General features: G+C 75.5%; 11 protein-coding genes. 3 read left to right on the forward strand and 8 right to left on the reverse strand.

Annotated elements, in window-relative coordinates; translation table 11 throughout:
• Positions 1-4 precede the first annotated feature (4 nt).
• On the forward strand, positions 5-745 hold the full coding sequence (locus tag CG736_RS10085) for a class I SAM-dependent methyltransferase (RefSeq protein ID WP_100585837.1): 741 nt from the start codon (positions 5-7) through the stop codon (positions 743-745).
• Positions 742-1,821, forward strand: a complete 1,080-nt coding sequence (locus tag CG736_RS10090; RefSeq protein ID WP_198520425.1) for a prenyltransferase — start codon at positions 742-744, stop codon at positions 1,819-1,821. The genes CG736_RS10085 and CG736_RS10090 overlap by 4 nt, the downstream gene beginning before the upstream one ends.
• Before the next feature lie 107 nt (positions 1,822-1,928).
• On the opposite strand, the gene CG736_RS10095 is transcribed toward CG736_RS10090, so the two are convergent.
• The 4 genes from CG736_RS10095 to CG736_RS10115 form a co-directional block, all read right to left on the reverse strand.
• Positions 1,929-2,906: a DUF5336 domain-containing protein gene (locus CG736_RS10095; RefSeq protein ID WP_198520426.1), complete on the reverse strand. Its 978-nt coding sequence runs from the start codon at positions 2,904-2,906 to the stop codon at positions 1,929-1,931.
• Positions 2,907-3,108: 202 nt separating this feature from the next.
• A complete protein-coding gene (locus CG736_RS10100; RefSeq protein ID WP_100585839.1) occupies positions 3,109-4,089 on the reverse strand; it encodes an N-acetylmuramoyl-L-alanine amidase in 981 nt (326 codons plus the stop codon).
• Between the two features lie 7 nt (positions 4,090-4,096).
• Positions 4,097-5,659, reverse strand: a complete 1,563-nt coding sequence (locus CG736_RS10105) for a hypothetical protein (protein ID WP_157815500.1) — start codon at positions 5,657-5,659, stop codon at positions 4,097-4,099.
• Positions 5,660-5,898: 239 nt separating this feature from the next.
• Positions 5,899-6,555, reverse strand: coding sequence for a class I SAM-dependent methyltransferase (locus tag CG736_RS10115; RefSeq protein WP_043913706.1), 657 nt, complete (start codon positions 6,553-6,555; stop codon positions 5,899-5,901).
• A 309-nt stretch (positions 6,556-6,864) separates the two neighbouring features.
• Here CG736_RS10115 and CG736_RS10120 point away from each other — a divergent pair, with 309 nt between their 5' ends.
• Positions 6,865-7,944 (forward strand): alcohol dehydrogenase catalytic domain-containing protein, encoded by a 1,080-nt coding sequence (locus tag CG736_RS10120; RefSeq protein WP_100585841.1) that lies wholly within the window; start codon positions 6,865-6,867, stop codon positions 7,942-7,944.
• A gap of 154 nt (positions 7,945-8,098) precedes the next feature.
• Here CG736_RS10120 and CG736_RS36065 read toward each other — a convergent pair whose 3' ends face one another.
• From CG736_RS36065 to lanL, 4 genes are all read right to left on the reverse strand, one after another.
• Entirely contained in the window at positions 8,099-8,248 is a 150-nt protein-coding gene (locus CG736_RS36065; RefSeq protein WP_157815501.1) for a hypothetical protein, read from the reverse strand.
• An 875-nt stretch (positions 8,249-9,123) separates the two neighbouring features.
• The gene (locus CG736_RS36070) at positions 9,124-9,267 is read right to left on the reverse strand and encodes a VenA family class IV lanthipeptide (RefSeq protein WP_157815502.1); all 144 of its coding nucleotides are present in this window, start codon (positions 9,265-9,267) and stop codon (positions 9,124-9,126) included.
• Positions 9,268-9,446: 179 nt separating this feature from the next.
• A complete protein-coding gene (locus CG736_RS10130) occupies positions 9,447-11,345 on the reverse strand; it encodes an alpha/beta fold hydrolase (RefSeq protein WP_100585842.1) in 1,899 nt (632 codons plus the stop codon).
• A 550-nt stretch (positions 11,346-11,895) separates the two neighbouring features.
• Positions 11,896-14,709 carry a class IV lanthionine synthetase LanL gene (lanL, locus tag CG736_RS10135; RefSeq protein WP_157815503.1) on the reverse strand — a complete coding sequence of 938 codons (2,814 nt, stop codon included), beginning with the start codon at positions 14,707-14,709 and terminating at the stop codon, positions 11,896-11,898.
• Positions 14,710-14,960 lie beyond the last annotated feature (251 nt).

Consider the following 14,960-nt stretch of genomic DNA (forward strand, 5'->3'; position numbering starts at 1 on the left):
CGCAGTGCTGACCGTCGACTTCTCCCGCTTCCCGCTCGCCCCAGGCGACCGGGTGCTCGACCTGGGCTGCGGCGGCGGCCGGCACGCGTTCGAGTGCTACCGGCGCGGCGCCAACGTGGTCGCCCTGGACCAGAACGGCGAGGAGATCGCCGAGGTCCGCAAGTGGTTCGCCGCCATGGAACAGGCCGGCGAGGCGCCCGCCGGGGCCAGCGCCACCGCCATGGAGGGCGACGCGCTGAACCTGCCGTTCGACGACGACACCTTCGACCGGATCATCATCTCCGAGGTGATGGAGCACATCCCCGACGACAAGGGCGTGCTCGCCGAGATGGTCCGCGTCCTCAAGCCCGGCGGCCTGCTCGCCGTCACCGTGCCCCGCTACCTGCCGGAGAAGATCTGCTGGGCGCTGTCCGACGAGTACCACGAGGTCGAGGGCGGGCACATCCGCATCTACAAGGGCGACGAACTGGTCGAGAAGGTCCGCGAGGCCGGCCTGGAGCCCTACGGCAACCACCACGCGCACGCCCTGCACTCCCCGTACTGGTGGATCAAGTGCGCGATGGGCGTCAACAACGACAAGGCCCTGCCGGTGCGCGCCTACCACCAGCTGCTGGTCTGGGACATCGTCGGCACCCCCGTCATCTCCACCCTCACCAAGGCCGCGGAGAAGGCCCTCAACCCGGTGCTCGGCAAGTCCTTCGTCGTCTACGCCAGCAAGCCGCACCAGCCCCGGACCGGCGCGTGAGTGCCGCCGTCCCCGCGGCCCTGCTGCTGGACGGCGTCCTCGACGCCGCCCAGGCCGCCGACACGGTGCGCTCGATCCTCGCCCACCAGCAGAGCGACGGCGCGATCCCCTGGTTCCACGGCGGCCACCTCGACCCCTGGGACCACACCGAGGCCGCGATGGCCCTCGACACCGCCGGCGAACACGCCGCCGCCGAAGCCGCCTACCAGTGGCTCGCCGACCGGCAGAACCCCGACGGGTCCTGGTACGCCGCCTACGCCTACGGGCAGGACGGCATCGCCGACGGCACCGCCACCGACCGGGCCCGCGAGACCAACTTCTGCGCCTACCTCGCCGTCGGCGCCTGGCACCACCACCTGTCCACCGGCGACGACCGCTTCCTGGAACGGATCTGGCCCACCGTCAGCCGCGCCCTCGACCACACCGTCCGGCTCAGCCTCCCCGGCGGGGCGATCGCCTGGCGGCAGGACGAGGACGGCGCCGCCGCGACCGACGCGCTGCTCACCGGCTCCTGCTCGATCCTGCACGCCCTGCGCTGCGGACTCGCCATCGCCGACCACCTCGACCGGCCCCAGCCCGACTGGGAGCTCGCCGCCGGCCGCCTCCGCCACGCCATCGCCCACCACCCCGAGCGGTTCCTCGACAAGGACCGCTACTCGATGGACTGGTACTACCCCGTCCTCGGCACCGCGCTGCGCGGCGAGGAGGCGACGGCCCGGCTGGCCGCCGACTGGGACCGGTTCGTCGTCCCCGGCCTCGGCGTCCGCTGCGTCAGCGACCGCCCCTGGGTCACCGGCGGCGAGAGCGCCGAGCTCGCCCTCGCGCTGTGGGCCGCCGGGCAGTCCGACCGCGCCGTCGAGATCCTCCGCTGGATCCAGCACCTGCGCCACCAGGACGGCTCCTACTGGACCGGCTACGTCTTCGAGGACGACGCGATCTGGCCCGAGGAGCGCACCACCTGGACGGCCGGCGCGCTGCTGCTCGCCGTCGCGGCCCTCGGCGGCGACCACGCGACGGTCAGCGTCTTCGGCGGGGAGCACCTGCCGGCCGGGCTGGTCGTCGGCGACTGCTGCTGAGCCCGGAGCAGCCGAAAGGTCCGCCCGAGGAGGGGAGTTCCCTCCTCGGGCGGACCTTTCGGTGCGAGCGGGGTCGCTCGCGCGGTTCCCCGCGCCCCAGGGGGCGCTCAGCCGCGCTGGATGCCCGTGGTGTCGTTCAGGACGCCGTGGGTGCCGTCGGGCAGCTGGGCGACGAGCGCCGCGCCGCGCTGGTCGACCGCCAGGTACCAGGTGCCGGGGACCAGTTCGCCGACCGGCGGGCCCATCGGGTTGTCCTTGTTGGCCAGCTGACGGACCGCCGGGACGGCGAACCAGAACGGGGCGAACGGGGCGGCGGCGGCCTGCGGCGGGACCTGGTCCTGAATGGCCGGCTGAACGGCCGTGGGCTGCTGCGCGGCCGGCTGCGGGGCCGGGGCGGCCGCCTGCGCGGGCGCCGGGTAGCCGTACCCGCCGGCCGGCTGGCCGCCGAACTGCTGGGCGGGCGCGGGCTGGTCGGCGTGCGGCTGCGGCTGGCCGGGGAACGGCTGCGGCTGCTGCTGCGCGCCCGGGTAGCCGTACGCGCCGGGCTGCGCGGGCTGGCCGGGCTGACCGGAGGTGCCGGGCTGGCCGCCGTACGGCGGGAACGGCTGCGGGACGGTCTGCGCCGCCGGGGTGCCGGAGACCAGCGGACCCTGCAGGGCCGGGACCAGCGGACCGGCGATCACCGCGCCCGCCAGCACCAGGGTGGAGAGCAGCGCCAGGTAGGCGCCCGCACCGTTGGACAGGCCCTTCTGGACGCCGAGCAGCGTCCACAGGCAGCCCCAGAACGAGACCACGGACAGCGCCGTGCCCCACTGGTCCAGCCGCAGGCCGACGACCTGCTTGGTGCCCCAGTTCTCCTTCTGGAGCCGGAACAGCAGGATCAGCGCCGCGCCGATCAGGCCGGTCAGGATGACCGAGGGCAGCACCGGGAACAGGTCCGAGGACCAGCCGTTCCGGGACAGGCTCGTCGGGCAGTACTTGCCGGAGCAGTCGACCGCCACGAAAGGCAGGAAGGACGAAATCAGGAGCAGTACCGCCGCACCGGCGACGGCGGCGTCTCCCCTGGTGAGAGCGCGCAGATTCACTGACGTTCCCCTCATTGGTGTAGTCGTGGTCGGCGGGCGGTGACCGAGCCCCCGTGGTACCGGAGCGGTACAACGGGGCAAAAGCCTAGGGCCAAGGCGACGCCGTGTGCACAGCGCCCTCCGGATCCGGTACGAACCGGACGGCCCGGCAGGGCGGCCCGCACGGGGCAGAACAGGTCTTGACGGTGGGTCTGCTGGTGAATCACCCCGTGAGGTAGCTGGTCAGGGCATCGGCGACGGCCTGCGCGGCGCGCTGGCGCCACTCCGGGTCGGACATCCGCCCGGCGTCACCGGTGTTGCGCATGTTGCCACACTCGATGAACACCTTCGGGACCTTCGACAGGTTGAGTCCGCCCAGGTCGCTGCGGGTGTCCAGGCCCTGCTGGCCGATGTAGGTGGAGGTCGGCTCACCGGTTCCGGCCTTGAACGTGTCGCGCAGCAGCACGCCCAGCCGGTGCGACGGGTCGACGATCGCGGAGGTGTCGGCCGGGCCGGCCACCACCTTGGCGGGCATGATCACGTGGAAGCCGCTGCCGGAGGCCGGCGCGCCGTCCGCGTGGATCGACACCGCGGCGTCCGCCTTGGCCTCGTTGCCGATCCGGGCCCGCTCGTCGATGCACGGACCCCACGGCCGGTCACCGTCCTGGGTGAGCACCACGGTCGCGCCCCGGTCCTGGAGGATCTGCCGGGCCCGGTGCACCACGTCCAGGGTGTACTCGGCCTCCGAGTAGCCCACGTTGGTGGAGGTGCCGGTGGTGTCGCACTCCTTGCGGCTGTTGCCGATGTCCACCTTCCGGTTGATGTCGGCGGTGTGCTTGGCGTTGCCGGTGTTGTGCCCCGGGTCGAGCAGCACCGTCCGCCCGGCCAGCGGGAGGTTCGCCGTGCCCGCGGCCGAGGCGGACGGCGACGGCGCGCCCGCGGACGGCGAGCCCTCCGGGGAGGCGGCGCCCGACGGGCCGTCCGCATCCACCCGGTCGCCCTCCGCGTAGTGCGGCGAGACCGCCGGGTGCGAGGTGACGTCCCGGGTGCTGTTCGCGACCGCCTGCCAGCTCAGCCAGCCGATCAGACAGACCGGCAGCACCACGCTCGTCAGCTTCGCGGCCCGCCGCAGGCGGACCGCGCGCCGCTCCCGACCGGAGTGCGGGTCGGGCTCGACGGGGGGCGGGGTGGTGCGGCCGGTCACGAGTTCCTCAGATCCTGTCCCAGGTGCGCGCCGTCAGACCGTAGGTGTCGGCGATCGGTTTCCACTTCGCCACGAAGTCCTTCTTGGACTGGGTGGCCTGCGGGTTGAGGTCGTTGGCCCGGCCCAGATCGGCGGTACTGGGCGCGGTGTTGTTGGCGCAGCCCTGGGCGGAGACGGCGCGCGCCCACGCCGCGTACGCCCGGTCGATGTCCCCGGACGCCTGCCAGGCGCCCTTCAGCTTCGCCGCCGCGTCCGCCCCGCCCGGCAGGTTGTCGGTGTGCAACTGGGCCAGCTCGGCGAGCAGTTGGTCGCGCTGCTGGGCGCCCGCGTCGAACACCTTCGCGGCGTTGTCGATCTCCGTCTTCGGCGGGCAGCTGCGCACCTTCGCCACGGCGTTGCCGATCGGCGCCTTCGCGTTCTCGCCCTTGGTCAGCAGCGCGTCCAGCGCCTTCGCCTCGGCCGCGGCGTCCGGACCGGCCGAGGGCGAGCCCGACGCGGACGGCCCGGCGCTGCTCGGCGCGGAGGCCGCCGGCGAAGCGCCGCCGCCGCCCGGGACGCTCTGCGACTGGTCCGGCGCCGGGACGGAGCTGCCGCCCTTCGACTGGGACGACGTCCCGCTGTCGCTGTTCTGCACCGCCCACACCACGCCGACGCCGATCACCACCAGCAGCGCCACCGCCGCGCCGATCAGTACCGGGGTGCGCCGCCGCCGCGGGTCGTCCTCGTAGTCGAACTCGGGCTCCTGCCCGCCGTACCCGCCCGGGCCGTTCGGGAACTGCTGCCCGCCGAAGGTCTGCTGCCCGCCGTAGGAGGGCGGTGGGCCGCCGAACTGAGGCTGCCCGAACTGCTGCTGCTCGAAAGGCTGTTGACCGTACGGCTGCTGGTCGAACTGCTGCGGGCCGCCGTAGCTCTGGCCCTGCGGCGGCTGGGGCGGGAACTGCTGCCCGCCGAACGTCTGCTGCGGACCGCCGAAGCCCGGCTGACCGCCCTGCGGCGGCGGCGGAGCGCCGAACTGCTGCTGCTCGAACTGCTGCTGGCCGTACGGCTGCTGGTCGAACTGCTGCGGGCCGCCGTAGCTCTGGCCCTGCGGCGGCTGGGCCGGGAACTGCTGCCCGCCGAACGTCTGCTGCCCGCCGTACGAGGGCTGCGGGCCGGGCGGGGCGGCGGGCGGCTGCTGGGCCACCGGGGGCTGCGGGGCGGCGGGCGGCTGTTGGACGGCGGGCGGCTGCTGGGCGGTCGGGGGCGCGGGGGTCGGCTTCGGGGCGCGGGGCGGGGTCGCCGGACCGGTGGCCGCGGCGACGCGCGGCGCTTCGGGCTGCGGCGGCTGGGGGACGATGGGTGCGACCGGGGCGACAGGGGCGACAGGGGCGACGGGCGCGACCGGCGCGACAGGGGTGATCGGGGCGGCGGGTGCGACCGGGCCGGCCGGGATCTTCGGGAGCGGGATCGCCGTGGTGGGCGGGCCCGCGGCCGCCGGGTCGTCCGCCACCGGTCGGCGGACCCAGCCGCCCGCGCCGTTGTTCGCGGTCGGATCCCACACCGCTCGTGCGGCCCTGCCCTGCTCCGTCATGCCGTGCCCCTTGCCCCCGCCTGTGACCCGCCGATGCCTGCCCGCCGTACCGACCGTGCCGCGCAGGCCGTCCGCCGCCCCGACACCGTACCGGCCGTCGGCGGGGCGGGTCACGGCGGTCCCGCAACGCGTCGCGGTGGGGACGACGCCGGAACCGCGGTGATCGTTCCCGGTCGCGGCCGGAAAGTCGCCGCCCGGCCCGCCCGGACCGGTCCAACGGCCCGGGCGGCGACGGGAGGTCAGGACGCGGCGCGGCGCAGCACCCGCAGCGAGCCCGTCACCGAGACCTCCTCGAAGCCCTCGTCCAGCGCCCGCAGGTACACCCGGTACGGGGCCTGGCCGCCGTCCGCCGGGTCGGGGAACACGTCGTGCACCACCAGCAGGCCGTCCTCGGCCAGGTGCGGGACCCAGCCCAGGTAGTCGCCGGTGGCGTGCTCGTCGGTGTGCCCGCCGTCGATGAACACCAGCGACAGCCGGCCCTGCCACACCGCCGCGATCTGCGGCGAACGACCCACCAGCGCCACCACGTGCGGCTCCAGGCCCGCGGCGTGCAGGGTGCGGCGGAAGCGCGGCAGGGTGTCCATCAGGCCGACCTCCGGGTCGACCAGCGTCGGGTCGTGGTACTCCCAGCCCGGCTGCTGCTCCTCGGACCCGCGGTGGTGGTCGACGGTGAGGGCGACCGTGCCGCTGCGACGGGCGGCGTCGGCCAGCAGGATCGCCGAGCGCCCGCAGTAGGTGCCGATCTCCAGCACCGGCAGCCCGGTGCGCCCGGCGGCCTCCAGCGCGGCGGCGTACAGCGCCAGGCCCTCGTCCTCGGGCATGAAGCCGGTGGCGGCGCGGAACGCGGCGAGCACCTGCGGCTCGGGCGTGGCCTCGGCGGTGGTGAGGTCGGTCATCGGGCGCTCCTGCCGGGCTGGTCGGGGACTGACCAGGACCCTACTGGATGGTAGGAACGCCCTCCGCCGCCGGACAGGCCCCTGCGGGGCGCCCGTCACAGCAGGTCGACGGCGAGTCGTTCGCGGCGCCCGGCGAGCTCGGCCTCGATCAGGGCGGCCCGGCCGGTGGTCACCGGGTGCGGCAGGAGCGGGCGGTGTGCGGACTGCCGTCCGGCGGGGGCGATGCGCTATACAGGGCCCGCGGTGGAACGTGTTCCACCCCCTCACCCTCCACCCGGCCCTCGGTGGCCCGCACCCCGGGAGCAGCCCGTGCGCGCAGCGATCCTGCACCAGACCGGACAGGACAGCCTGGACGTCCGTGACGACGTGGAAGCGGTCGGCTTCGGGCCCGGCCGGGTCCGGGTCCGGATGCACGCCGCCGGCCTCTGCCACTCCGACCTGTCCGCGATGACCGGCGTCCTGCCGCAGCCCGCGCCGTTCGTGCCCGGCCACGAGGGCGCCGGCGAGGTGGTCGAGGTCGGCGAGGGAGTCACCGGCCTCGCGCCCGGCGACCGGGTGGTGCTGTGCTGGATGCCGCCCTGCGGCGACTGCCACGCCTGCCGGCACGGTCGGACCCACCTGTGCGTGGCCTCGCTGCGCCGGCTGTCCACCCCGACGTTCCGGATCGGCGGCGACACCGACGCGTACGGCTTCTACAGCACCGGCGCCTTCGCCGAGGAACTGGTGGTCCCCGCCGACGCCCTGCTGCCGGTCCCCGCCGACCTGCCGTACGAGCTCGCCGCGCTGATCGGCTGCGGTGTCACCACCGGGCTCGGAGCCGTCGTCAACACCGCGCAGGTGGAACCCGGTTCGACCGTCGCCGTGATCGGCGCGGGCGGCGTCGGCATCGCCGCCGTCCAGGGCGCCCGGATCTGCGGCGCCGCCCGGATCACCGTGGTCGACCCGGTGGCCTCCCGGCGCGAGCGGGCGATCGGCTTCGGCGCCACCGAGGCGATCGCCCCCGAGGAGCTCAAGTCCGCCGCCCGCGGCGTCCCCGGCGGCGGCTTCGACTACGTCTTCGAGGCGGTCGGCCGCTCCGAGACCGTCCGGGCCGGCTACGACGCCGCCCGGCGCGGCGGCGCGGTGGTGGTGATCGGCGCCGGCGCGGCCGACGACCGGGTCTCCTTCAGCCTGGGCGAGCTCTTCTTCAACGAGAAGCGCGTGCTGCCGTCCATGTACGGCGGCGGCGACGTCCGCCGCACCGCGGACCGGGCCGTCGACCTGTGGCGGGCCGGCCGACTGGACCTGGCCGGAATGATCACCCACCGGCTGCCGCTCACCGAGGCCAACGAGGCGATCCGGCAGATGCGCAGCGGCGAGGCGCTGCGCACGGTGCTCACGGTCGACTGAGGCGGGCGTCCGCCGCGGTCGGCTCGGCCGGGTTGTGCCGCGCCGCGGGCCGGACGGCCGACGCCCCCGGGCCCGTCAGGACGGTGACGGGACCGGGGGCGTCGGCGGTGCGAGGTGGTCGTGCGGCGGGCCGGGGCCCGCGGCAGCCGGAACGTCAGCGGCGGTGGCGGCCGTGCGGGTCCGCGTCCGCGCTGTCGTCGCTGGCAGTGGTACCACGGTGCCGGCCGTGAGCCAGGCCGTCGGCGGCCTCGTCGGCGCCGGGCGCGCGGTGGTCGTGCGTGGTGTCGTCGATGGACTCGGACATCTGGTCAGTCTTCTCCGTGCGAATGGGCGGTCTCTGCGGAAGGTGCACCGGTACGCCTCGGCGCGCCGGTGTGTCCGGGAGCCGGACAGCAGGAAGCAGGCCGTCCTCGTGGTCGGCCCGCGCGGGGGCCACGATAACGGCCGAATCGGATCGGAGCCTACCCAAACCGCTGTGCGTCGCGCCCCCGGACCCGCACCGCCCGCGGCTGCCACTCCCGCGGGTTCCTTGCCGGGAACGCGCGGCGGCAGTTCGAACAGCCCCGCGGGACGCCGGTGCGACGGACCCTCGGGAGCCTTCCCGTACTGCCCCGCACGAGGGTGGCCGAGGCGATGGAACGAGCCCTGCGCGACCGCTCGACCGAGGTCGCGGCCGCGCGGGTCCTGGCCGGGACCGCACCGAACGGCGACGGCGCGGAGTTCGGCGAGCACCGGTGCGTCCGGGTCGGGACGAGGGCCGAGGCGGACCCGGAGGATTGTCGACGCCCGTGCCCTCGGCGGCTGCGACGGTGTCCGAACCTTCGTGCACCTGCGGAGACTTGACGCCGAGAGTCTCGCCGGAGGTCGGGTCGCCGCTCGCGCACCCCCTCGAAACGGCTCGCGCCGGACCTGCTGCCCGGGGTCGGTGCCGACTCGGCCGCGCCGAGCACCGACCGGGCAGCCGGTCCGGCGACGGCCCGGCCTGCGTCGTGACGTCCGGGGCTGCGCCCGCCACCTCGGGCGGGGCCGGTGCGATCGTGGCCTCCGGCGGTTCCGACACCGTCGGCGCGATCGACCGGCCTCACGCCCGGTCAACTCCCGGTGGGCGCAGGGTGACCCGGACGGTGCGGGCCGGGTCCGCTCCTTCGCGGGGGCGGACCCGGCCCGGGTGTCCCGGCGTCAGCTGATGGTGAAGATCAGGCAGGTCAGGACCAGACAGGTGAACTGGCACCCGGCTCCGTGGCCGCCCAGCTCGACCGACTCCAGCTCCGGCAGCTCCTGCAGGGCCGCGAGGTCGGTCTCGAACGCGGTCATGTTCTCCATGGTGTTTCCTCCCCTATGGGTTCCGTCGGGCACGGACGTGTCCGACGACTGCGACGGAAAGCGTTTTCCCGTTGCAGGTCAGGCCCCGCCGGACGCGCTCCTGGCCACAGCCGGGCAGGCCGGCGGGCTCCCGCGCGCGGCGGGAAGTCTTGTGACGAATCGTCAGGATCCGGGGCGGGTCAGGCGGGTCTGCCGGTGCGCAGGAAGCCCGCCAGCAGCTCGTGCAGCACGGCCGCGCCCTCCTCGGCGAGCAGCTCGTGCCCCGCGCCCGCCGCCTCCACGTAACGGAAGTCGGCGCCCTCGGTCCGGCCGAGGCGCAGCAACTCGTGCCGTAGCGACCGGGACTGACCGACCGGCACCACCTCGTCCCGGTCGCCGTGCACCACCAGCAGCGGGGTGCGCAGCCGGTCCGCGAGGTGCAGGACGTCGCGCGGGCCCCGGGCGTCGTCGATCGGACGGTCGCCGCCGAGCCGGGCGGTCAGCGCCCGCACCGGGGCCGAGGCCTCCGCCAGCAGCCGGCCGCCCGACAGGAACGGCGCCACCACCGCGCACCGCGACACCGTCCCGGCCGGGGCGTGCGCGGTGGCCAGCAGCGCCAGGAACGCGCCGTAGCTGACGCCGAACAGGGCCGGCGGCTCCAGGCCGAGCGCGGCCCGCCGCCCCGCCACGCTCGCCAGCAGCGCCAGGACGTCGTCCAGGTCGGGGCCGCCCCACGCGCCGCGGATCGCCATCGCGAACTCCGTGCCGTAGCCCGTCGAACCGCGCTGGTTCGGGGCGAGAACGGCCAGGCCCTGCGCCGCCATCCGCTGCAGCGCCGGGTCGAACTCCAGCCGCCAGACGTCCGCCGGCCCGCCGTGCAGCGCCAGCACCAGGTGCGGGGCGGTCAGCCACTGCTCGCCGCCGTACACCACCGCCTCGACCGGACCGGCCGGACCCGCCAGCCGAACGCACTGCGCCGACCGCCACCGGCCGCCGTCCCCGGGCGTCGCCGAACCGTCCAGCCGCCAGCCGGCCGGCAAGGCGGCGTCGAGCGGAGCATCCGGGCGGGCCGTCAGCAGCGCGTCCACGTCCAGGGTGGCGAGGGCGGCCGGACGGTCCGGCGCCGAGTACGGCATCCGCAGACCCGCCGGCGACCAGTGCCCGATCGCACCGAGCCGCCCCGGCGGCACCGGCAGCGGATCGAGCCGCCCGCCGGCCGGTTGCCACAGCACCAGCGAGGACGCCGCTCCGTGATCCACCTGGAGGACCACCCGGGGCTCCGTGCCGGGCCCGTCCGGCGCGAGTGCGATCGGCCGGAGCAGGCGGCCCGGCTGGTGCAGGCAGTCGGGGAAACGCACCGGCTCGGTGCCGCCGATCAGCGCCCAGCCCAGCCGGTCCACGCCCGGCGCGTCGCTGCGCAGCATCCCGAAGCCGGTCGCCGGATCGAACAGCACCAGCCGGTCGTTGCTGCTCGCGCCCAGCTCCAACAGGGGGGTGGCGACGCCGAGTCGGAGATCCAGCACGACGGTCTTCACCATGCCGTCGGCCACCCGGTCCAGCGCCAGCAGGCGTCCGACCTCGTCCAGCCACACTCCGCCGCCGTACAGTCCGGGCAGCTCGGCCGCCACGCGTGGCGCGGAGCCGTCCGCGGCCAGCAGCCACACCGTGGTCACCGGCCGGGTGTCGGTCCCGAGCAGCACCGCGATCGGCGCGTCCGCCGCCGTCCCGGCAGGACCGGGCATCGCCAGCATCCGCAGCCCGGGCAACCGCATTCCCGCAAGCGGGAGTTCGACGGCCGGCCGCCCCGGCCCGCCGTCCGCGAGCGCCACCACCGTGTGCCGATCGCCGTCGTGCCGACACACCGCCACCCGCCCGTCCGGCAGCGCGACCAACTGCGACCGCAGACTCTCCGCCCGCCCCTCCGCCAACGCCAGCGGCCCCGGCGTCGCCACCCCCTGCTCCGGCAGCCGCCAACTCTCCACGTACCAACCGCCGTCGGCCCCGGCCGCCAGGCACGCGGCGTGCGAGCCGTCGCCGGCGAAGGTGAAACTCAACCGCCGCAACGCCTGCGACGCGGTGCGTACAGTCGCGGTGCTCATCGGGGTCCTCCAGTGGGGCGGTGGGGCAAGGGCGGTGCAGGGAGCGAAAGTTGACGGGCGGGCAGCTGCGGGGTGTGGGCGTTCGCTTCGCTTCGCGGCAGGTGGCGTGCGGGGGCTGGATTCCGGTGCGGCTTCTGGCTGGCAGGCGCGAGCGGCTGCGGGGTGTGGGCGTTCGCTTCGCTTCGCGACGGGTGGCGTGCGGGGGCTGGATTCCGGTGCGGCTTCTGGTCGGCAGGCGCGAGCGGCTGCGGGGTGTGGGCGTTCGCTCCGCTTCGCGGCAGGTGGCGTGCGAGGGCCGGATCCCGGCGCGGCCCCTGGCCGGCAGGCGCGAGCGACCGCGCGGTGTGCGAGTCCGCTCCGCTCCGCGACGATGCGGAGACCGGCGGGCGAAGTGGCCGAGTCGGCGGCTGCGGCAGGCTCACGCCGGCAGGCGCGGACAGCCGTGTGGTGCGGGCGGTGGCGTCACCCCTCAGCGCCGCGACAACCGGCGGCCGGGGCCTGCGAATTGATGCCGACACCGGGCTCCTGCCGGCGGACGCGTTCGTGGTGCTCATCGGCGCCCTCCTGTCGACCCGGCGCTCAACTGGCCTGTCAGCGGGCCAAGTCGGCATCCCTGCGAAGCGGCCTCGCGGTACGGCTCCGGGTCGGACCACAGGCGCGGCCCCTGGTGGTGGAAGCGGAGGAGGAAGGCGAGGGGGCCGGTGGTGCCGGTGCCGTGGGCGGGGGTGCTGGTGGCGCCGGTCTCGTCGGGGAGGAGCAGGAGACCGTCGCGGCGGGTGGCGCGGTCGGCGAGCAGCCGGGCGATCTCCCGGGCGCCGTGGCGGAAGCGGCTCTCGCCGGTGGCCCGGGCCAGGTCGAGCAGGAACTCACCGTTGCCGGCCAGGCCGTGGCACGCGGAGGTCCCGCTGTGCCAGCGGGCGTTCAGGACGGCCCGGCCGGCGGCGCGGGCCAGCTGGTGGGCCCGGTCGTCGCCGGTGGCCTGCCAGTGGCGGATCAGGAAGCTGCCGACTCCGGAGGAGCCGCTGCACCAGTGCGCCAGCCGGACGTGCGCCGGGTCGCCGTGGCTCTGCGGCCACCATGCGGCGTCGCCGTCCCACCGGGCGGTCGCGGCCAGGGTCTGCGCCGCCAGGCCCGCCCCGGCCGTCAACTCGTCGGCGGCATCGGGCAGTTCGGCGGCGCGCAGCCGTTCCGCGCAGGCCAGCAGGAAGGCTCCCACGCCGGCCACCCCGTGGGCGTGGCCGAGGTGGACCGCTCCGGCGAGGGCCGAGTCGAAGTCGGCGGGCACCGGCCAGACCGTTCCGTACGGTTCGGTGCGGGCGGCGGCCAGCAGGGTGCGGGCGCAGTGCGCGGCGCGGTCGAGGAACCGGGGTGCTCCGGTGGCGCGGTGGGCGCGCAGCTGGAGGAGCCCGGCTCCGGCGGCGCCGTGGCAGACGTCCGGGTTGGGCCAGGCCAGGGGGACGTCGAGCGCCATTGCGGCGGCCCGTTCGGCGAGGCCGGGGTCGTCGAGGGCGTCCGCGGCGTCGAACAGGGCCCAGGCGGTGCCGGAGCGGCCGAAGTGCAGGCCGGGCAGCGCCACGGGTTCGGCGGCGCAGCGTCGTTCGATCCAGTCGGCGGCCGTCGCGGCGGTGGCCCGGGCCTGTTCGCGGACGGGTTCGGGCAGCGGGGCGAGGCTCGCCCGGGCCAGGACGGCGAGGACGCCGGCGGCGCCGTGCTGCACGTTGCACGGGTCGGTGAGCTGCCCGCTCGGGACGGTCGGCCACAGGCGGTCGGGGCGCTGCGGGGTGGCGGTGGACGCCAGGTGGCGCAGCCCGTCGTGCAGCAGCCGGTCCAGCGGGGGAGGCGTCCTCGGACCGGGGGCCTGCGGGGCGGGTCCGGCGAGTTCGTGCCGGACCCGGGCGAGGCTCCACCGCCGGTCGGCGTGTTCCTCGCGCAGCCTGAGCACCAGCGGGGCCAGTCGGCGTGCGGTGAGGCCCGCGCGGGCGGCCGACGCCAGCCAGTGGTCAAGGGACCCGTCGCCGGGCAGCAGCGGGTCGTGACCCGTGGCGAGCAGGAAGAAGAGGCCGCCGAGTGCGTACAGGTCGGCGCCGGGGTCGGCCCGGTGGGTGCGGTGCGGGCCGGAGTTCTCGGGGGCGCGGTACCCGGGGGTGCCGGCGGTTCCGGCCAGGGTTCCGGCGGGGACGGCGAGTTCGAGGTCGACCAGGCGGACGGCGCCGTCCGGCCGGACCAGCACGTTGCCGGGGGAGAGGTCGCGCAGCACCAGCCCGCGCCGGTGGACGTGCTCCACCAGGTCGATCAGGGCAAGCGCCAGCGGACCGGCCTCGGCCCACGGCACGCCGGGGGTGCCGTCGCGCCGCAGTCGGGCGGCGACCCAGCTGCCCAGCGCCTGGCCGGGGATGCGCTCCTGGACCAGGAAGAGCGAGTCCTGCTGTTCGACGAGGGCGTGCACCCGCGGGGTCAGCCCGCTGTCGGCCAGCAGGTCGAGCAGCTCGGCCTCGTGCCGCAGCGCCTGCCGGGCGTCGGTGCCGGCCCGGTCGACCTCGATGTGGGCGCGGGCCTGCTTGACCACCACCTCGGCGCCGGTGGCCGGGTCGGCGCCCAGGAACACGCCGCCCTTGGCGCTGTGCCGCAGCGCGGCGGTGAGCGCCCAGCGGCCGTCCAGCAGCACGCCGGCCCGCCGCCCGTTCGCACCCGTGCCCGTGCCCGTGGTCGACCCCGCCCCCTCGACGGGGTCGACCACCCACGGCGGGCAGCGGTAGGACGCGGTGCGGACGTCCTCGACCGACTCGCCGGCCGGGCCGCGCAGCATCGAGCGGTACGCGCCGTCGTTGCCCAGCACCGCGCGGCCGGTGAAGACGCCGTAGCGGTAGTGCACCGAGCTGCCCGGGCGGTACGGACGGTCGGAGAGAATCACCGGTCCGGGCATTCCCGCGGTGGCCAGGTGGAGTTTCTCGGCGAGCCGGCGGAATTGCTCCTCGTCGCCCGGATAGACGGTGAGGAATTTCCCGGCCGAAGCCCGGTCGCTGTTGCGGGAATTGATTTCGTGCAGGCGCTCCCGGTCCGCGGCGAACTTGAACGTGCACGGGTCCTCGGCGATCACCGCGGCGACCGCGGCCAGCACCTCGACCGCGACCGGGGAGGCCGCGGCGACGTGCAGCTTCCACCCCTGCTCGGGGAGTTCACGGCCGGGCGGCCGCACCGTGCACCAGAAGCCCTCGACCGCGACCGTCCAGTCGCCGTCGCCTCCCCGGGCCCTGCTGCCGGTCACGGCCGCCCGCGCCACCTCCGCCAACGCGCCGTCCGCGCCCGGCTCGTCGTCGACCGGTACCGGCCCCCCTGTCCTGCGCAGCGGTGTGCCCGTCCCCATCTGCTTCACACCCCTTCGCGGTGGACTCGACCCGTCACGGTCTGCGGAAGTCACGAGAGGCTCGCCCGTGCCGGCCGAATTCTTTCGGGAATTCCGGCCGGTCACCCTTTTTTCGACCCCCCGGTCGAGGCAACTCTCGTTCGCAGGACTGAAGTTACTTTCGGGGCGGGGGTGACTCAACACCGGCCGAGTCACTTCACTCGTAAGGGTGATCAAATTTCGTTTTCGAATACGTTCGCCCCGGGGCGTGT

Source organism: Kitasatospora sp. CB02891 (genome assembly GCF_002803145.1).
Taxonomy (GTDB): Bacteria; Actinomycetota; Actinomycetes; order Streptomycetales; family Streptomycetaceae; genus Kitasatospora; species Kitasatospora griseola.